At 32.8% G+C, this 20,733-nt stretch carries 16 protein-coding genes and 1 pseudogene; 14 read left to right on the plus strand and 3 right to left on the minus strand.

What is annotated here, in order from left to right; all coding sequences use genetic code 11:
• Positions 1 to 7 precede the first annotated feature (7 nt).
• The 4 genes from EL082_RS05280 to EL082_RS05295 all read left to right on the plus strand — a co-directional run bounded on the left by EL082_RS05280 (position 8) and on the right by EL082_RS05295 (position 3,930).
• Positions 8 to 784: a sulfite exporter TauE/SafE family protein gene (locus EL082_RS05280; RefSeq protein WP_002466568.1), complete on the plus strand. Its 777-nt coding sequence runs from the start codon at positions 8 to 10 to the stop codon at positions 782 to 784.
• A gap of 231 nt (positions 785 to 1,015) precedes the next feature.
• Entirely contained in the window at positions 1,016 to 1,510 is a 495-nt protein-coding gene (gene tpx, locus EL082_RS05285) for a thiol peroxidase (protein ID WP_002466570.1), read from the plus strand.
• 146 nt (positions 1,511 to 1,656) lie between these two features.
• Positions 1,657 to 2,604, plus strand: coding sequence for a class I SAM-dependent methyltransferase (locus EL082_RS05290; RefSeq protein WP_015364910.1), 948 nt, complete (start codon positions 1,657 to 1,659; stop codon positions 2,602 to 2,604).
• Between the two features lie 87 nt (positions 2,605 to 2,691).
• Positions 2,692 to 3,930 carry an acetate kinase gene (locus EL082_RS05295; RefSeq protein WP_002466572.1) on the plus strand — a complete coding sequence of 413 codons (1,239 nt, stop codon included), beginning with the start codon at positions 2,692 to 2,694 and terminating at the stop codon, positions 3,928 to 3,930.
• Between the two features lie 202 nt (positions 3,931 to 4,132).
• Here the strand turns inward: EL082_RS05295 and EL082_RS05300 are convergent, their stop codons facing one another.
• On the minus strand, positions 4,133 to 4,633 hold the full coding sequence (locus tag EL082_RS05300; protein WP_002452204.1) for a universal stress protein: 501 nt from the start codon (positions 4,631 to 4,633) through the stop codon (positions 4,133 to 4,135).
• Positions 4,634 to 4,786: 153 nt separating this feature from the next.
• On the opposite strand from EL082_RS05300, the gene ald reads away from it, so the two are divergent.
• Positions 4,787 to 5,902, plus strand: coding sequence for an alanine dehydrogenase (gene ald / locus EL082_RS05305; protein ID WP_103286283.1), 1,116 nt, complete (start codon positions 4,787 to 4,789; stop codon positions 5,900 to 5,902).
• A 79-nt stretch (positions 5,903 to 5,981) separates the two neighbouring features.
• Here the strand turns inward: ald and EL082_RS05310 are convergent, their stop codons facing one another.
• On the minus strand, positions 5,982 to 7,037 hold the full coding sequence (locus EL082_RS05310; protein WP_015364911.1) for a M24 family metallopeptidase: 1,056 nt from the start codon (positions 7,035 to 7,037) through the stop codon (positions 5,982 to 5,984).
• A 146-nt stretch (positions 7,038 to 7,183) separates the two neighbouring features.
• On the opposite strand from EL082_RS05310, the gene EL082_RS05315 reads away from it, so the two are divergent.
• The gene (locus tag EL082_RS05315; RefSeq protein ID WP_002465955.1) at positions 7,184 to 7,873 is read left to right on the plus strand and encodes a metal-dependent hydrolase; all 690 of its coding nucleotides are present in this window, start codon (positions 7,184 to 7,186) and stop codon (positions 7,871 to 7,873) included.
• 149 nt (positions 7,874 to 8,022) lie between these two features.
• Here the strand turns inward: EL082_RS05315 and EL082_RS05320 are convergent, their stop codons facing one another.
• Complete coding sequence (locus tag EL082_RS05320; protein ID WP_002452208.1) at positions 8,023 to 8,436, minus strand: universal stress protein; 414 nt, start codon at positions 8,434 to 8,436, stop codon at positions 8,023 to 8,025.
• A 203-nt stretch (positions 8,437 to 8,639) separates the two neighbouring features.
• Here EL082_RS05320 and EL082_RS05325 point away from each other — a divergent pair.
• The 8 genes and pseudogenes from EL082_RS05325 (at position 8,640) to pyk (ending at position 20,587) form a co-directional block, all read left to right on the plus strand.
• A pseudogene (locus tag EL082_RS05325) lies at positions 8,640 to 9,937 on the plus strand (DRTGG domain-containing protein).
• Between the two features lie 28 nt (positions 9,938 to 9,965).
• The gene (locus tag EL082_RS05330) at positions 9,966 to 10,907 is read left to right on the plus strand and encodes a DHH family phosphoesterase (protein ID WP_015364912.1); all 942 of its coding nucleotides are present in this window, start codon (positions 9,966 to 9,968) and stop codon (positions 10,905 to 10,907) included.
• Positions 10,908 to 10,934: 27 nt separating this feature from the next.
• Positions 10,935 to 14,129 (plus strand): DNA polymerase III subunit alpha, encoded by a 3,195-nt coding sequence (locus tag EL082_RS05335; RefSeq protein WP_103286284.1) that lies wholly within the window; start codon positions 10,935 to 10,937, stop codon positions 14,127 to 14,129.
• Between the two features lie 326 nt (positions 14,130 to 14,455).
• A complete protein-coding gene (gene ystJ / locus EL082_RS05340; RefSeq protein WP_015364914.1) occupies positions 14,456 to 15,685 on the plus strand; it encodes an NADP-dependent malic enzyme in 1,230 nt (409 codons plus the stop codon).
• A 177-nt stretch (positions 15,686 to 15,862) separates the two neighbouring features.
• Positions 15,863 to 16,720 (plus strand): acetyl-CoA carboxylase, carboxyltransferase subunit beta, encoded by an 858-nt coding sequence (gene accD, locus EL082_RS05345; protein WP_002465452.1) that lies wholly within the window; start codon positions 15,863 to 15,865, stop codon positions 16,718 to 16,720.
• Positions 16,720 to 17,664, plus strand: a complete 945-nt coding sequence (locus EL082_RS05350) for an acetyl-CoA carboxylase carboxyltransferase subunit alpha (RefSeq protein WP_002465450.1) — start codon at positions 16,720 to 16,722, stop codon at positions 17,662 to 17,664. Before accD ends, EL082_RS05350 begins: the two co-directional genes overlap by 1 nt.
• A gap of 177 nt (positions 17,665 to 17,841) precedes the next feature.
• Positions 17,842 to 18,810 (plus strand): 6-phosphofructokinase, encoded by a 969-nt coding sequence (gene pfkA, locus EL082_RS05355; protein ID WP_002465451.1) that lies wholly within the window; start codon positions 17,842 to 17,844, stop codon positions 18,808 to 18,810.
• 19 nt (positions 18,811 to 18,829) lie between these two features.
• Positions 18,830 to 20,587: a pyruvate kinase gene (gene pyk / locus EL082_RS05360; protein ID WP_002465449.1), complete on the plus strand. Its 1,758-nt coding sequence runs from the start codon at positions 18,830 to 18,832 to the stop codon at positions 20,585 to 20,587.
• Positions 20,588 to 20,733: the final 146 nt, after the last annotated feature.

The raw sequence follows: 20,733 nt of genomic DNA on the forward strand, positions 1-20,733 counted from the left end.
TCATGACATGGATTGGGATATATATGTCATATTGATTATTGTTTTGTTTGGATTTTTAGCATCATTTATAGATTCAGTCGTTGGTGGTGGAGGATTAATTTCTACTCCAGCACTACTAGCAATAGGTCTCCCACCTGCTGTTGCATTGGGAACAAATAAATTAGCAAGTTCATTTGGGACGCTGACAAGTACTATCAAGTTTATTAGATCAGGTAATGTTGATTTAAAAATAGTGTCAAAATTGTTTCCATTTGTCCTAATAGCATCTTCAGGTGGTGCTTATTTAGCAACAATCCTACCTGCACACCTTTTAAAACCATTAATTATAGTTGCGTTGTCATTAGTATTTATTTATACGTTAGTTAAAAAAGATTGGGGTTCAATAAGAACATTCACCACCTTCACACCAATGAAAGCCGTGATGTTTTTCACAGCATATCTTATTATCGGTTTCTATGATGGGTTTATAGGCGGTGGTACAGGATCATTTATGTTATTTGTATTACTCATGTTTGGTTTTGATTTTTTAAGTGCAGCAGGCAATGCTAAAGTGCTTAATTTTGCATCCAATGTAGGGGCTTTAATACTATTTATGATATTAGGACAAGTTGATTATTTTTATGGACTAATTATGGCAGTCAGCATGATTATTGGTTCATACGTTGGTGCACAATTTGCTATAAGCAAAGGTGTAGGGTATGTTAAATTGCTATTTATAACAGTCACTGCAGTATTGATATTGAAAAATGCATATGACTACTTATTACCTATTTTCATAAATTAATATAATTAAAATAAAAGCAAATCTTTAATGAAGTTGATGTACTTAGACACTAGAACAATCAATTCATACAAAGGTTTGCTTTTTTATTAACAAATTGTAAGTTATTAAGTCAAAAATCATTTATCAATATATATAATGAATTTTTAAGATATAAAAGTTTAAAATTGAATTTGGTCATATTGATGTCGTATGATATTAATGGATGAAAAATATAAATAGGAGGTCATATTTATGACTGAAATTACATTTAAAAATAACCCGGTAACATTATCAGGACAACAAGTGAATGAAGGAGATGTTGCCCCAAATTTCACAGTACTAGATAACGATTTAAATCAAAAATCTTTAGATGACTATGCTAATAAGAAAAAATTGATTAGTGTTGTTCCATCAATCGATACTGGTGTATGTGATCAACAAACACGTAAATTTAATGAAGAAGCATCACAAGAAGATGGTGTTGTATTAACAATTTCAGTTGACCTACCATTTGCACAAAAAAGATGGTGTGCATCTAATGGCTTAGATAATGTAGTGACATTAAGCGACCATAGAGATTTATCATTTGGTGAAAACTTTGGTGTAGTTATGGAAGGAATGCGATTATTAGCGCGCTCCGTTTTCGTACTAGATCAAGACAACAAAGTGGTATATAAAGAAATTGTAAGTGAAGGTACAAACTTCCCAGATTTCGAAAAAGCTTTAGAAGCATATCAAAATTTATAAATTGAGATTTACAACTATTTGTCTAAAGGTGGCAACTTTTAGAATATAGTGTGAGAAATAAGCATCCATTGTTTTAACAAGTGATAATATGACAGCAACTGATTTCACTATGAAGCGATGGATGCTTTTTATAGAGAGGGATTTAAATGGCAGAAGAAAATACGATTATGGAAAGATTATTCCATCATTTAGATGAAAAAGCGAAGACTTTAAACCAAGAAAATGGGCAAAGTTTTATAGAAAATCTAGGACTAGCGATGGAAGATATCTATACTAATCAACGAGAAATGTTAGAACAAGCTACACTTCAAGATAGAAGAAAGGCATTCCAATTTGCATATTTAAGTTTAATGCAAGAGGAAAATATACAGGCTAATCATCAAATTACACCAGATTCAATCGGTTTGATTTTAGGATTTTTAGTACAACGATTTACACAAGATAAAGAAGAGTTGCATGTTGTTGATATTGCAAGTGGTGCAGGCCATTTAAGTGCTGCTGTTAAGGAAGTATTAACTGAGACGACTATTATGCATCATCTTATTGAAGTAGATCCAGTGCTTTCTAGAGTGAGCGTCCATCTTGCAAATTATTTGGAAATACCTTTTGATGTATATCCACAAGATGCAATTATGCCACTACCATTAGAAGAATCTGATATTGTCATTGGTGATTTACCGATTGGCTATTATCCAGTAGACGAACGTAGTAAAGAAATGAAATTAGGTTTCGAAGAGGGGCATAGTTACTCCCATTACTTACTAATTGAACAAGCTGTTAATGCATTAAAAGGGGCAGGATATGCATTTTTAGTTGTTCCTAGTGAGTTGTTCTCAGGAGAACATGTGAAACAGTTAGAAAAATTCATTACTACAGAAACAGAAATGCAAGCATTTTTAAATCTACCACCTACGTTATTTAAAAATGAAAAAGCACGAAAATCTATACTTATATTACAGAAGAAAAAAGCAGAAGTAACAAAACCAGTTGAAGTGTTCTTAGCGAATATACCTGATTTTAAAAATCCACAACAATTCCAAGGTTTTATTACTGAATTAAATCAATGGATGGACACAAATCATACAAAAAAATAATCTGTAACAGTATAGAATTCAAACTGTATTAATGATAAAATAAAATGTGAAAAATATAACTAAACAAATGATGGAGGACAAAATCTTATGTCAAAATTAATTTTGGCGATTAATGCTGGTAGTTCATCTTTGAAATTCCAGCTTATTAGAATGCCTGAAGAAAAAACAGTAACAAAAGGCGTAGTAGAAAGAATTGGTATGGACGATTCTATTTTTACAATTCTTGTTGAAGGGGAAAAATTAACTGAAGTCAGAGATATTAAAGATCATGAAGAAGCAGTTAACTTGATGTTAGAGAAATTTAAAGAACATCACATTATCGAAGATATCAATGAGATTCAAGGTACAGGTCACCGAGTAGTGCACGGTGGTGAAACATTCCCTAAATCAGTAGTTGTGACTGATGAAGTTGAACAGCAAATTGAGGCATTAAGTGAACTAGCACCATTGCATAACCCTGCCAATTTAATGGGTATTAGAGCATTTAGAAAGTTATTACCTGATATCCCACACGTTGCTGTTTTTGATACATCTTTCCACCAAACTATGCCTGAACAAGCATATTTATATAGCTTGCCATATCGTTATTATGAAGATTATGGTATCCGTAAATATGGTTTCCATGGCACTAGTCATAAATATGTATCACGACGTGCTGCAGAAATATTAGGTAAACCAATTGAAGATTTACGTATTATTTCATGTCATATTGGTAACGGTGCTTCAATCGCTGCTATTGATGGCGGAGAGTCAATTGATACGTCAATGGGATTCACACCATTAGCAGGTGTTACTATGGGTACACGTTCAGGTAACTTAGATCCAGCTTTAATTCCATATATTATGGAAAAAACTGGTAAAAATGCTGATGAAGTACTTAATATCTTAAATAAAGAATCTGGTTTATTAGGTATTACTGGTACTTCAAGTGACTTACGTGATTTAACGGAAGAAGCTAAACATGGTCGTCATAGAGCGCGTGTAGCACTTGATTTATTTGCTTCTAAAATTCATAAATACATCGGTTCATATGCCGCAAGAATGCACGGTGTAGATGTCATTGTATTTACAGCAGGAATAGGTGAAAACTCTCATATTATTCGTGGTAAAGTATTAGAAGGCTTAGAATTTATGGGCGTTTATTGGGATCCTAAGAAAAATGAAAACCTCCATGGTGAAGAAGGAGATATTAACTATCCACATTCACCTGTTAAAGTACTTGTAGTACCTACAGATGAAGAAGTAATGATATCTAGAGATGTTATTAAATATGGTGGTTTAGAAACTGAAGAAACATCTTCAGATGAAAACGTTGAATCAAAATAGAAATTGCATAAAAAGGAGCGACATTGTCGTTCCTTTTTTTAGTTTGAAGAGATAATCAGATTTCGTATAGTGAAAGAACAGATAATTTAAATTAAATATTACGAAAAATAGAAGCAAACTTAAACAACATATTAAAAGGCCAGTAAATGATCTCATTTACTGGCACAAAAATGATTATTTCAATCACTATTTTTATTATTAATTAATTTGAATATCTTTCACGTAATTGTGGTGTAGCAACTTGAGGTTGGAAATCATTTGGCATTTCTTCAGTTCTTACTACTAGTACGTCACATGGTGCGTGTCTAACGATGGCTTCAGAAACAGAGCCTACGATAAAACGCTCAACGGCATTAAGACCTGACGTACCACTCATAATTAAGTCTGCACCAACTTCAGGTGCGATTTTTTTAGGGATAATTGCTTTTGGTGAACCAAATTCTAAACGTGTTTCAACGTTTGTAACACCAGCATTTGTAGCAACTTCTTTATAACCATTTAATAACTCTTCAGAGAAGTGTTTTGATTTTTCAGTAAATTGAGCATCATATACCTCATAAGAAGAATAAGTTCTTGAATCAATGACATTCACAATTGTTAGTTTAGCATCGTTACGTTTTGCTACGCCAACTGCTTTATTAAATGCCCATTCTGCTTCGTGTGAACCGTCGACTGCGATTAAAATATTTTTGTAAGTAATCATCGTCAGTACCCCTTTCGTCTTTTCTTACTTATATATTACCACATTTTTCAGAAAATATTACTCTAAAAATTAACATTTTTGTGTATTTTTGTAGGCGCTTTCATTTGTGTTTTAGTAGGCTTTCGCGTTACTATAATGGAGGAGGTGTGTGGAATGAAAATAGGTATTCCTAAAGAGATAAAAAACAATGAAAACAGAGTAAGTCTATCACCAAGCGGTGTACATGCCTTGGTTGAACAAGGACACACTGTTTTAGTTGAAACTAATGCTGGAATGGGCTCATACTTTGAAGATATAGATTATAAAGAAGCAGGAGCTGACATTGTTTCAGAAGCGTCACAAGTCTGGGATGTTGATATGGTCGTTAAAGTTAAAGAACCATTAGAAGAAGAATATCAATATTTCAAAGAGGGGCTAATTTTATTCACTTATTTACATTTAGCAAATGAAGAAAAACTTACACAAGCACTTGTAGATAATAAAGTGATTGGTATTGCTTATGAAACAGTACAATTGCCAGATCGATCATTACCATTGTTAAGTCCGATGAGCGAGGTTGCAGGTAGAATGGCAACACAAATCGGTGCTGAATTTTTACAAAAATTTAATGGTGGAATGGGTATCTTACTTGGTGGTGTACCAGGTGTACCTAAAGGTAAAGTAACAATTATTGGTGGAGGCCAAGCAGGTACAAATGCAGCTAAAATTGCATTAGGTTTAGGTGCTGATGTAACTGTATTAGACGTCAATCCTAAACGTTTACGAGAGTTAGATGATCTATTTAATGGTAGAGTGCATACCATTATGTCTAACCCATTAAATATTGAAATGTATGTTAAAGATAGTGATTTAGTAATAGGGGCAGTATTAATTCCTGGCGCTAAAGCACCAAATCTTGTAACAGAAGATATGATTAAACAAATGAAAAATGGTTCTGTAATTGTAGATATCGCAATTGACCAAGGTGGTATTTTTGAAACAACAGATAAAATTTCAACACATGATGATCCAACATATATCAAACATGGCGTTGTTCATTATGCAGTTGCTAATATGCCTGGTGCAGTACCACGTACATCTACATTAGCATTGAATAATGCTACATTACCTTTTGCTCAGATATTAGCAAACAAAGGCTATAGAGAGGCATTTAAATCTAACCATGCTTTATCTTTAGGTTTAAATACGTATAAAGGTCATGTAACACATCAAGGTGTTGCAGAAGCATTCAATATGAAATACACAACTGTTGAAGATGCATTAAAATAATCCAAAATCTTCAAAATATAAATAACGCCCTCAAATGTATCCAACTCATTTGAGGGCGTTAATAATATTTAAGACAGAATTATTTTTCGTAATGCGTTAAGATTTCACAACCGCTATCTGTAACTAAGATATCATCTTCAATACGAACACCAGCAACACCAGGAACGTAAATACCAGGTTCAATGGTAATGACCATTCCCGCTTCTAAAACATTATCGTTAGTGCTAGAAACATCTTGGTATTCATGTTCTTCTAAGCCTAAACCATGACCAAGACGATGAGGGAAGTAGTCGCCATAGCCCGATTGATCAATAATATCTCTCGCGATTTTATCTATTTCTTTTAATTTAACACCTGGACGAATAGCATCAATTGCTGATTTTTCAGCATCAAGAACAATATTATATATATCTAATGCTTCTTTGCTAGGTGTACCATATTGTACTGTTCTAGTCATGTCACTACAATAGTGATTATAGATGACACCTAAATCGAAGAGAACTAGCTCATTATTTTGTAATTGACGATTACCTGGAACACCATGTGGTGAAGCAGCGTGATCGCCAAATAATACCATAGTGTCAAAGCTCATTTCATTCACACCATATTTCTTAATTTCATTTTCAATATGATTTACAACTTCACGTTCACTGATTCCTTCTTTTAAATAGTTCACACCGATTTCAATACATTTATCTGCTAAATGAGCAGCATGCTTAATTTTTTCAATTTCATCAATTGACTTGATATTTCTTAAATTTTTAATTGTTTGGTCGATATCACCATATTGTTCAACATGAAATGCTTGTGTTATTTCACGTTGGCGTTTAACTGTTAAATGCTCACTTTCGATAAGCATATGTTGAAATGATTGTTGGTATAAATCGAAAGGATTTTCAGTGTCTAAATAACCTATAATTTGACCGTCAAAAGGAGATGCTTTAACTTCTTCAACTTCCATTTTAGGACAGAATAACACTGTTTCACCACTAGCTTGAATTAATAATGCAAATAATCTTTCGTGTGGTTCGCTACGATAGCCAGTAAAGTAATAGATGTTTAGTGGTGTAGTAATCCAAGCAGCATCAGCATTTTCTTTTTGTAGATAATTAATAATTTCATTGATTTTTGTCATGAAGTTTTTCCTCCTTAAAATGATTAACTTAATTTTATGCTAAAAAACAACATATTTCAAAGTTTGAATCATTCCTTTACTTTCGTGTTATAAAACATAGTTGCTAGGGTATAATAAGCATATAAACGATTAGGAGGGCTAAGATAATGAAACTTTCATTTCATGGTCAATCAACAATTTATTTTGAAGGAAACGGTAAAAAAGTCATTGTAGATCCTTTTATTTCAGGAAATGATAAATGTGATTTAGATGAACAAAGATTAGATGTAGATTATATTATTTTAACTCATGGTCATGAAGACCACTTTGGCGATGTAGTAGAATTAGCTAATAGAAATCACGCTACAGTTATCGGTTGCGCAGAAATTGCTGGATATTTAAGCACTTATCATGGTGTAGAAAATGTAAGAGGTATGAACATTGGTGGTAAAGCTGAATTAGATTTCGGTAGCGTTAAATACGTACAAGCTTTCCATAGTTCAAGTTATACACATGAAAATGGTATTCCTGTATATTTAGGTATGCCAATGGGTGTTGTAATTGAAGCAGAAGGTAAAACTATTTACCATACAGGAGATACAGGTCTATTTAGTGATATGGAATTAATAGCTAAACGACATCCTGTAGATGTATGCTTTATCCCAATTGGTGATAATTTCACAATGGGCATAGATGATGCAGCTTATGCTATAAATGAATTCATTAAGCCTAGCATTTCAGTACCAGTTCATTACAATACTTTCCCATTAATTGAACAAGATCCAGAGCAATTTAAAGATGCAGTTAAAGTAGGGGAAGTTCAAATATTAGAGCCAGGACAAGAGGTTCAATTCTAGTCAATTTTGTCGGAGCAGGACGGAAATAAATTTTATTAAAATGTTATTTCCGTCCCGCTCTTATTTTTCAGTAAATAAAAAACACTAATTATCTAGTAAAGACGAGTAAGTCTTTATAGATAACTAGTGTAAATGAGTTAAGTAAGATATTATTTTACGATAAGCACAGGGATAGTTGCTCGTTTAGCAACTTTGTGACTTACGCTACCAAGAACGAATTTTTTCTTTTCTTCAGCTTTGCGGTTACTTAAAACCACGATTTCATATTTACCGCTATTTGCATGTTTGAGCAGTTCTTCTTTAGCATTACCACGAACAATAATTTGATCGTAATCAATACCATAGCTTTCTAATATGTTACGTGTTTTTTCTAAACGTTTACTACGTTCTTCGGTAATTTTGTCTAAATGAACACCAGCTTTGATAGATGCTTGAGCATCTTGTTCATTAATAGCATTTAAAATAGTGACTACCGCGTCATCTGCAGCAAGTTTAGATACTTCTTCTAAAGCTTTTTCATTTTTTAATTGAGTGTCTACACCTAGTAAAATCTTTTTATACATAAGTCCACCCCTCCTCAATTCCATTCTAATAAAAAAAGATGGATATTTCCATTTAAATTAAAAGGTTTTTTAATAAAATTACCATTTTACAAAAGTTGTAAATTTAATATTAGGGTTTTGAATATTTAGGAGTGTGCGTCAATGATTTTTTTTGATTAAAAAGTTATAATAGGCATAACATTGTTCTAAGAAGAGGTAACGTAATGACTAAACATGAACAAATTTTAAAACATATTGAATCATTAGCAATTGGTTCAAAAATTTCAGTTAGAAAAATCGCCAAAGATTTAGCTGTTTCTGAAGGTACAGCCTATAGAGCAATTAAGGATGCGGGCAGATAGGATTAGTTACAACTATTGATAGAGTGGGGACCGTTAGGATTGAAAAACGAAATCGAGATGAAATAGATAATTTAACATTTAATGAAATTGCCAATATTGTTGAAGGCCAAATTATTGCCGGTAAGAATGGCGTCAATAAAACAGTCTCAAACTTTGCCATTGGTGCTATGGAATTAAGTGATATCTTAAGATATATTGGACCACAAACTTTATTAATTATAGGAAATAGAAGAAATGTACAACTCGAAGTATTGAAACGTGGTACAGCCATTTTAATTACAGGTGGATTTCAGCCAACAAAAGAAGTCATTCAGTATGCTGATGAGCATGACTTACCAGTATTATCATCTAGCTATGATACGTTCTTAGTTGCAAATATTATTAACCGCGCTATGTTCAATCAAAAAATCCGGAAAGAAATTTTAGTGGTAGAAGATATTGTGAAACCAATAAACGAACTTTCTGTATTATTAAACACGATGACTTTGGATGATTATAAACAAATCGCGAATGAAACAGGTCATACACGTTTTCCTGTTGTGAATAAAGATTACAAGTTAGTAGGTATAGTAACCAGTAGAGAAATTATTAATATGAGCGACAATGATATGATTGAAGATGTTATGACGAAACATCCAATTAGTGTTAAATTGTCAAACACAGTCGCGAGTTGTGCACATTTATTAATCTGGGAAGGTATTGAATTACTACCAGTTACTGATAATAATAAAAAAGCAGTCGGCGTTATCAATAGACAAGATGTATTGAAATCTATGCAATTATTAGGGAGACAACCACAAATTGGTGAAACGATTAATGATCAAATTGCCAAACATATAACTATTAATCATGATGGTATTCAAACTGATGTATCCCCATTATTAACTAATCATTATGGTACTTTAAGTAAAGCAGTATTTGTAGGAATCATTGAAGAAACTTTACGTCATGAGATGAGAAAATATAAAAAGGGTAATGTGATGATAGAAAGCTTAAATATCATTTACTTGAAAACAGTGCCGATTGAAACGGGTATTGATGTTAAATATGAAATGCTTGATGTAGGGAGATACTTTGCTAAATTAGAAGTGACGATGTACTGTCAGAATGAAAAAGTAGCGATTGCATCAGTTATATGTCAAATGTTTGAGGGATACTAATCAAAGATAAACTAGAGGAGTTAATAAAATGGAAACACTAATGAACGATATAATGAAAGAAATTGAATCAAATGAAACAATAATTATTCATCGACATGTAAGACCCGACCCAGATGCATATGGTTCACAATTAGGTTTGAAATATTATTTACAACTTAAATTTCCTGATAAACATATATTTGCAGTGGGTGAGGAAGAAGCGTCACTTAATTTTATAGGGACATTTGATCACGTAGAGGACAACACTTATAAAGAAGCGCTTGTAATCGTATGTGATACTGCGAATGCGCCACGTGTGGATGACCAAAGGTTTAAATTAGGAAAGAAAGTATTGAAGATTGACCATCACCCAGCAGTAGATCAATACGGTGATATTAATTTAGTTAATACAGATGCTTCTTCTACAAGTGAGATCATTTACGATATGATTTCTCATTTCAATGATGAAAGTATCATTAATGAAGATGTCGCACGTGTACTATATCTAGGTATTGTAGGAGATACTGGCCGCTTCTTATTCGGTAATACAACACAACATACAATGGAAGTTGCAGGAAAACTACTTGGTTTCCCATTTGATCATAATGCTGAGCTCAATAAAATGTCTGAAAAGGACCCTCGCTTAATGCCATTTCAAGGTTATGTACTACAAAATTTCGAATTGCATAGTGATGGCTACTGCCAAGTCAAAATTACTAAAGATGTATTAGAGCAATATAAAATTAAAGCAAATGAAGCATCTCAATTTGTAAATACAGTAGCAGATATTCAAGGACTTAAAATCTGGATGTTTGGTGTAGACGAAGGAGATCAAATTCGATGTCGTTTACGCTCTAAAGGGCAATATGTTATTAATGATATAGCAAATGATTTTGGTGGTGGCGGTCATCCTAATGCCTCAGGTGTCTCAGTATATAGTTGGGAAGAATTTGATGCATTAGCACACGCTTTACGTCAAAAGCTTAATTAAATAAAAAAAGAAAGGAGTCATACAAACATGGTTGCATATTTAAATATTCATACGTCATACGATTTATTAAATTCTAGCTTAAGAATATCGGATGTCGTTAAAAAAGCTAAGAACGAAGGCATTGAACACCTTGCAATCACAGATACTAATGTTTTGTATGGCTATCCTAAATTTTATGATGCGTGTTTAGAAGCGGGGATACACCCCGTTTTTGGTATGACCGTCTATTTAACTGATGGGTTGTATCAATTGGAGACTGTACTATTGGCACAAAATAATGATGGCTTAAAAGATTTATATCAATTATCATCAGCGATTAAAATGAAAGAAAAAGAAGATATTCCTATTGAGTGGTTGAAACGTTATGCAAATCATCTCGTCATCATATTTAAAAGTGCCGAAGAACATCATTTACAATTTATTGATGCTTTTAATGATAAAGAACATGTCTATCTTAACCAAGATTGTATTGCGATTAATCATAGATCGTTTGTTTGGTTGAATACCATGCGTTATTTAAATAATGAAGATGCCGATACGATTTCAGCACTTCAAGCCATTAAAGAAAATAGTAAATTAGATTTAGTAGCTGAACAAGAAGATTACCATGAACATGTATTTAATAAAAATGAACTTCGAAATTTGGAATGTAGTGACGAATTAATTGTTAATACTGACAAAATTGCACAAATGTGTACCGCAGAGTTAAATTATCATCAATCTTTATTACCTCAGTTCCAAACGCCTAATGGTGAAACTTCTAAAATATACTTATGGCAGAAACTTGAAGATCAGTTAAATCATTTAAATTTGAAACAACCAGAATATTGCAAAAGATTAAAACATGAGTATGACATTATCACAAATATGGGCTTTGAAGATTATTTCTTAATCGTAAGTGATTTAATTCATTATGCTAAAACACATGATGTGATGGTTGGACCAGGGCGTGGATCTTCAGCAGGCTCATTGGTAAGTTATCTACTTGGTATTACAACAATAGATCCTATAAGATTTAATTTACTTTTTGAACGTTTTTTAAATCCCGAACGAGTAACGATGCCTGATATTGATATTGATTTTGAAGATACACGACGTGAAAAAGTCATTCAATATGTTCAAGAAAAATATGGTCAATTACATGTTTCCGGAATTGTAACATTTGGTCATTTACTTGCAAGAGCTGTTGCACGAGACGTGGGACGTATTATGGGGTTTGATGAAATAACGCTAAATGAAATTTCTAAATTAATCCCACATAAATTAGGAATCACTTTAGAAGAAGCTTATCAAAATGATGAATTCAAACAATTTGTTCATCGTAATTATCGTCATGAACGATGGTTTGAAATATGTAAAAAGTTAGAAGGTCTACCAAGACATACGTCAACTCACGCAGCAGGGATTATTATTAATGATCATGCTTTGTATGAGTATGCACCTTTGACCTTAGGAGATACAGGATTACTAACACAATGGACAATGACTGAAGCTGAACGCATTGGTTTATTAAAAATTGACTTTTTAGGTTTAAGAAATCTATCCATCATTCATCAAATTATCAATCAAGTTAAAAAGGATTTGAATATCAACATTGAAATAGAACGTATACCTTTTGACGATCCAAAAGTTTTTGAATTATTGTCTCAAGGAGATACGACTGGTATTTTCCAATTAGAGTCAGATGGCGTACGCCGAGCATTGAAAAAGTTAAAACCTGAACATTTCGAAGATATCGTTGCTGTTACTTCGTTATATAGACCTGGACCTATGGAAGAAATTCCAACTTATATTACACGAAGACATGACCCATCAAAAGTTGAATATTTACACAAAGACTTAGCACCTATTTTGAAAAATACCTATGGCGTTATTATTTATCAAGAGCAAATTATGCAAATCGCTAGTCAATTTGCCAACTTTAGTTATGGTGAAGCAGATATTTTAAGACGTGCAATGAGTAAAAAGAATAGAGCCGTACTTGAAAGTGAAAGACAGCACTTTGTTGATGGTGCTAAACAAAATGGCTACGACGAATATATGAGTAAACAAATTTTTGATTTAATATTAAAATTTGCTGATTATGGTTTTCCTAGAGCACATGCAGTTAGTTATTCGAAAATCGCTTATATAATGAGTTATTTAAAAGTGCATTATCCTAATTATTTCTATGCCAATATATTAAGTAATGTAATTGGCAGTGAGAAAAAAACAGCTGCTATGATTGATGAGGCTAAACATCAGAGTATTACGATACTACCACCCAATATAAACGAAAGTCATTGGTTCTATAAAGCAACAAGCGATGGTATCTATTTATCACTAGGTGCTATTAAAGGTGCGGGATATCAAAGTGTGAAACTGATCGTAGACGAAAGATATCAAAATGGTGACTTTAAAGATTTCTTTGATTTTGCAAGACGATTACCTAAAAGAGTAAAAACCCGAAAATTATTAGAATCTTTAATTTTAGTGGGTGCCTTTGATATATTCGGTAAAAATCGAGCTACTTTATTACATTCAATTGACCAAGTCATTGATCAAGTAACCGATATAGAACAAGATGATATGTTATTCGATTTCTTCACACCAAAACAATCTTATGAAGAAAAAGAAGAATTACCAGATCAATTAATAAGTGAATATGAAAAAGAATACTTAGGATTTTATATCTCTAAGCACCCTGTAGAGAAAGAATTTAACAAGAAACAATATTTAACGATATACAAATTAAGTAATGCCAAAAACCATCAGCCTATTTTAGTGCAGTTTGATCAAATTAAACGAATTAGAACAAAGAATGGTCAAAATATGGCATTCGTAACCTTGAATGATGGTATTCATTTACTGGATGGCGTCATATTTCCAAATCAATTTAAAAAATATGAACTTGATATATCTGAGGAACAAATTTATGTCGTTCAAGGAAAATTCGATAAACGAAATGGAAAAACGCAGTTGATTATCAATGATATTTATACAGAGGAAGCATTTGAATCATTGAAATTGAACCAAACCAAACAAATTATTGTTAGAAAAGTTGATCAAGTTGAAGGGTTCTATCAATATTTAGATCAGGAAAATATAGATCAATCCATTGAGGTTTTATCATTCAATGATCAAACAAATGAAATGTCAAGATTAGGTTATATTAAGAAAAATTCAGCTTTTTTAACTGATTTAGTTAAGTTATTTAAACCAAGTGATATCCGTTTTGTATAACTTTTATCTAGAATTGAATTGTGATATAGTAAACTGATGATTTATATTTTAATCATCAGTTTATTTTTATAATTGTTTTTTGTTCTATTTGTTTGTAAATGTCATTATCTTATTCATTGATTAATGATAAAATATGAATGATCAGCAGAAAAAATAATTATAAAAGTAGTGACTGATAATTAAATCATTGCTAGTTTTAATTCACTCTAGAACCTGTAGGTAAGCAATTCATTATTATTAGAATGTGAAAACGTATTATAATAATAAACGAATGATAACTAGCATCATCTAATTCTTATAACTAAATAAATAGGGGTTGATTTTTGATGTCTTTAAGAGACGAAGCACTAGAAATGCATAAAGAAAACCAAGGTAAATTAGAAGTAACACCTAATGTTAAAGTTACTAATAAAGAAGAATTAAGTTTAGCCTATTCACCAGGTGTTGCTGAACCATGTAAAGAAATTCATGAAGATGAAAGAAAAGTATATGACTATACAATTAAAGGTAATACAGTAGCGGTAGTTACTGATGGAACAGCAGTATTAGGTTTAGGGAACATTGGCCCGGAAGCTAGTATTCCTGTTATGGAAGGTAAAGCTGTATTATTTAAAAGTTTTGCTGGTGTGAATGGTGTGCCTAATGCACTTGATACAACAGATACTGAGGAAATTATTAATACAGTTAAATTAATCCAACCCAATTACGGTGGTATAAACTTAGAGGATATCTCAGCACCACGTTGCTTTGAAATTGAAGAACGATTGAAAAAAGAAACAAATATTCCGGTTTTCCATGACGATCAACATGGAACAGCAATAGTCACAATGGCAGGATTAATCAATGCTCTTAGAATCGTTGATAAAGATTTATCAGATATCAAAGTAGTTCTAAATGGAGCAGGTGCAGCAGGAATAGCTATTGTGAAGCTATTATATTCTTATGGTGTTAGAAATATGGTTATGTGTGATTCAAGAGGTGCTATATTTGAAGGCAGAAGCTATGGCATGAATGATACGAAAGAATATGTCGCTAAATGGACAAACAAAGATAAAACTGAAGGCGAGCTTAGCGAAGTCATTAAAGATGCTGACGTATTTATAGGTGTATCTATAGCAGATTTACTTTCTAAAGAAATGGTAGAGAGTATGGCCAAAGATCCAATTATATTTGCAATGGCAAATCCTAATCCTGAAATCAATCCGAACGATGCTAAAGACGCTGGTGCCAAAGTTGTTGGAACTGGACGTTCAGATTATCCAAACCAAATTAATAATGTATTAGCTTTCCCAGGTATATTTAGAGGTGCATTGGATACTGAAGCAACCCATATTAATGAAGAAATGAAAAAAGCTGCAGTAGAAGCAATTGCAGACTTAATCGACAGTAAAGAATTAGAACCGAATTATTGCATTCCTGGACCATTTGACAAACGTGTTGCACCATCTGTAGCTCGCGAAGTTGCCAAAGCGGCGATGGAATCAGGAGTAGCTCGAATTGAAGTTAATCCACAAGATGTGTATGATAAAACAATGAAATTAACAGACTTAAAATAATATTGATAAATATATTCATATAGAATATTATATTTGGATGAAGTTTAAATATAACGACATTTATAACGTGTAGGTTACAAATGTCGTTATAGTACTTTATCACTATACATAATTATAAATGCTTCATGAGTATAAATTTAATCCTTATAAAGGTCAGAGGTTTTTGGAGGTTTTCCTATGTTTAAAGATTTTTTTAATCGAACAAAGAAAAAGAAATATCTAACAGTTCAAGATTCTAAACAAAATGATGTGCCAGCAGGAATCATGACTAAATGTCCTAAATGCAAAAAGATCATGTATACTAAAGAATTAGATGAGAACCTAAATGTATGCTTTAATTGTGACCATCATATTTCATTATCTGCGTACAAAAGAATCGAAGCGATTTCGGATGAAGGTACATTTAATGAATTTGATAAAGGCATGACATCTGCTAATCCTTTAGATTTTCCTGGATACATTGAAAAGATTGAAAAGGATCAGAAAAAGACAGATCTAAATGAAGCAGTTGTTACTGGAACTGCTAAATTAGAAGGAATTGAATACGGTGTAGCAGTAATGGATGCACGATTTAGAATGGGTAGTATGGGATCAGTTGTAGGTGAAAAAATTTGTCGAATTATTGATTATTGTACTGAACATCGTTTGCCGTTTATTTTATTCTCTGCTAGTGGTGGCGCTCGTATGCAAGAAGGTATTATTTCATTAATGCAAATGGGTAAAACGAGTGTGTCATTAAAAAAACATTCTGACGCAGGATTATTATATATTTCATATATCACGAATCCTACAACTGGTGGCGTGTCTGCAAGTTTTGCATCAGTTGGCGATATTAATTTAAGTGAACCCAAAGCATTAATTGGTTTTGCTGGACGACGTGTTATTGAACAAACCATTAATGAAAAATTACCTGAGGATTTCCAAACTTCAGAATTTTTATTAGAACATGGTCAACTCGATAAAGTGATACATCGTAAAGATATGAGAACAACACTTGCAAATATATTAAATCTACATCAAGAGGTGAAAAGCTAATGCTTGATTTTGAAAAGCCACTTTTTGAAATTAGAAAGAAAATTGATTCGTTGAAAGAATCTCAAGAAAAGAATGATGTTGATTTACAAGAAGAAATCGATATGCTTGAAGCTTCTTTAGAACGTGAAACAAAAAAGGTTTATACAAATTTAAAACCATGGGATAGGGTACAAATAGCTAGATTACAAGAAAGACCAACATCCTTAGACTATATTCCTATGATATTTGATTCTTTTATAGAATTACATGGAGATCGTAACTTTAGAGATGATCCAGCTATGATTGGCGGTATTGGTTATTTAAACGGTAAAGCAGTTACTGTTGTTGGCCAACAACGTGGTAAAGATACTAAAGACAATATATATCGCAATTTTGGTATGGCTCATCCAGAGGGATACCGAAAAGCATTAAGACTTATGAAACAGGCTGAAAAGTTTAATCGACCAATATTCACATTTATTGACACGAAAGGTGCATACCCTGGTAAAGCAGCTGAAGAAAGAGGTCAAAGTGAATCGATTGCCACTAATTTAATAGAAATGGCTTCTTTAAAAGTACCTGTCATTGCAGTCGTTATTGGTGAAGGTGGAAGTGGTGGTGCCCTTGGTATTGGTATTGCTAACAGAGTATTAATGCTTGAAAACAGTACATACTCTGTAATTTCTCCAGAAGGTGCAGCAGCATTACTATGGAAAGATAGTAATTTAGCTAAAATTGCTGCAGAAACAATGAAAATCACAGCACATGACTTACATGAATTAAATGTAATAGATGATGTGATTAATGAGCCACTTGGCGGTGCACATAAAGAAATAGAAGTTCAAGCACAATCTATTAAAGATGCGTTTGTTGCTCATTTAAATGAATTAGAACAACTTGATAAAGAACAATTAGCTGAAGATCGCTTTAATAAATTTAGAAATATTGGTTCTTTTATAGAATAAGAGGAATAGAGTAGTAGTCATTTTATAGACTATTGCTCTATTTTTATTATCGTTAAAATAAAAGTCATAATTAAAAACGTTTACATCAATATAAGTCCTTTCTTTTGATGGAAGTAGTAAAAAATTTGTGGTAATTTAGAGTTGAAGATAAATCTAGTTATAGAAAGGTATGTCGTCATGAAGAAAATTGCAGTTTTGACTAGCGGTGGAGATTCACCGGGGATGAATGCTGCCGTTAGAGCAGTTGTACGTACAGCAATTTACAATAATATTGAAGTTTATGGTGTATATCACGGTTATCAAGGATTAGTAGAAGATGATATTCATAAACTTGAATTAGGATCAGTTGGAGATACTATCCAACGTGGTGGGACATTCTTATTCTCAGCAAGATGTCCTGAATTTAAAGAAGAAGAAGTACGTAAAGTTGCTATTAACAATCTACGTAAAAGAGAAATTGAAGGCTTAGTAGTCATTGGCGGGGATGGCAGTTACCGTGGCGCTCAACGTATAAGTGAAGAGTGTAAAGAAATACAAACCATTGGTATTCCTGGTACAATTGATAATGATATTAACGGTACTGATTTTACGATTGGATTCGATACAGCACTTAATACGATCATTGATTCAGTCGATAAAATTCGTGATACAGCATCAAGTCATGCTAGAACATTTATCGTTGAAGTAATGGGTCGTGATTGTGGTGACTTAGCACTATGGGCAGGCTTATCTGTAGGAGCTGAAACGATTGTCGTACCAGAAGTTGATACAGATATTAAAGAAGTAGCTGAAAAAATTGAGCAAGGTATCAAACGTGGTAAAAAACATTCAATCGTTATGGTTGCTGAAGGATGTATGAGCGGTCAAGAATGTGCTGATGAATTAAGTAAATATATTAATATTGATACAAGAGTATCAGTATTAGGACACATTCAACGTGGAGGTAGCCCTTCAGGAGCTGACCGTGTTTTAGCATCTAGATTAGGTGGTCATGCCGTTGAATTATTAAAGAAAGGTGAAACTGCCAAAGGTGTTGGTATTAAACATAACCAATTAACAGCGACACCATTCGATGAAATATTTGGTCATTCAACTCATAAGTTTGATCAACAAATTTATCAACTAGCTAAAGAGTTATCTATATAAATTTCAGGAGGATTTTAAAATGAGAAAGACTAAAATTGTATGTACTATTGGGCCAGCTTCAGAATCAGAAGAAATGCTTGAAAAATTAATGAATGCTGGTATGAACGTGGCACGTTTGAACTTTTCACACGGAAGCCATGAAGAACATAAAGGTAGAATTGATACAATTCGTAAAGTTGCTAAACGTTTAAATAAAACAGTAGCTATCCTTTTAGATACAAAAGGACCAGAAATTCGTACACATAACATGAAAGATGGCATCATCGAATTAGAAAAAGGTAAAGAAGTTATTGTAAGCATGACAGAAGTTGAAGGTACTCCAGAGAAATTCTCTGTAACTTACGACAACTTAATTAACGATGTTCAAGTAGGTTCATATATTTTATTAGATGATGGTTTAGTTGAATTACAAGTTAAAGACATTGACCATGATAAAGGTGAAGTTAAATGTGACATCTTAAATAGTGGTGAATTAAAAAATAAAAAAGGTGTTAACTTACCAGGTGTAAAAGTAAACTTACCAGGTATTACTGACAAAGATGCAGACGACATTAGATTTGGTATCAAAGAAGATGTAGATTTCATCGCAGCAAGCTTCGTTCGTCGTCCAAGTGACGTTTTAGATATTCGTGAAATCTTAGAACAAGAAAAAGCAAATATTACTATTTTCCCTAAAATTGAAAACCAAGAAGGTATCGATAATATCGAAGAAATTCTTGAAGTTTCTGATGGTTTAATGGTAGCTCGTGGTGATATGGGTGTTGAAATTCCACCTGAAAAAGTACCAATGGTTCAAAAAGACTTAATTAGAAAATGTAATAAATTAGGTAAACCAGTTATCACAGCTACACAAATGCTTGATTCCATGCAACGTAATCCACGTGCAACTCGTGCAGAAGCGAGTGACGTGGCTAACGCAATCTATGATGGTACAGATGCAGTAATGTTATCTGGTGAAACAGCTGCTGGTTTATATCCAGAAGAAGCAGTTAAAACAATGAGAAACATTGCAGTATCTGCTGAAGCTGCTCAAGATTATAAAAAATTACTATCTGACAGAACTAAATTAGTTGAAACATCATTAGTGAATGCAATTGGTATCTCAGTGGCACATACAGCTTTAAACTTAAATGTTAAAGCGATTGTAGCAGCAACAGAAAGTGGTTCAACAGCGCGTACAATTTCTAAATACCGTCCACATTCAGATATTATTGCTGTAACACCAAGTGAAAAAACTGCACGTCAATGTGCTATTGTATGGGGTGTTTATCCAGTAGTTAAAGAAGGACGTAAAAATACTGATGCATTATTAAATAATGCAGTAGCAACTGCTGTTGAAACTGAAAGAGTTCAAAATGGTGATTTAATCATCATTACTGCAGGTGTACCAACAGGTGAAAAAGGTACAACAAATATGATGAAAATCCACTTAGTTGGAGACGAAATTGCTAAAGGTCAAGGTGTAGGTCGTGGTTCAGTAGTAGGTACTGCTGTTGTCGCTGATTCTGCAAGTGATTTAAAAGGCGTTGATCTAAGTGATAAAATTATCGTTACTAACTCAGTAGATGAAACATTAGTACCATACGTAGATCAAGCTATTGGTTTAATTACTGAAGAAAATGGTATTACATCTCCAAGTGCTATTGTTGGTTTAGAAAAAGGTATACCAACAGTAGTGGGTGTTGAAAATGCTACTAAAGAAATTAAAGACGATATGTTAGTTACTGTAGATGCAGCAAATGGTAAAGTATTCGAAGGATATGCTAACGTACTTTAATCATTAACACATTAATTAAATAGATTGATGATGAAATTAGAATCACCACTTCCAAATATAATTGTTTGGAAGTGGTGATTTTGCTATTTAACCAGTTTGTCATAAAATCAGTTCACTTTTCTAATATCTAAATGAGATAAATATGT

Origin of the sequence: Staphylococcus warneri, assembly GCF_900636385.1 — a bacterium.
In the GTDB taxonomy this organism is placed as follows: domain Bacteria; phylum Bacillota; class Bacilli; order Staphylococcales; family Staphylococcaceae; genus Staphylococcus; species Staphylococcus warneri.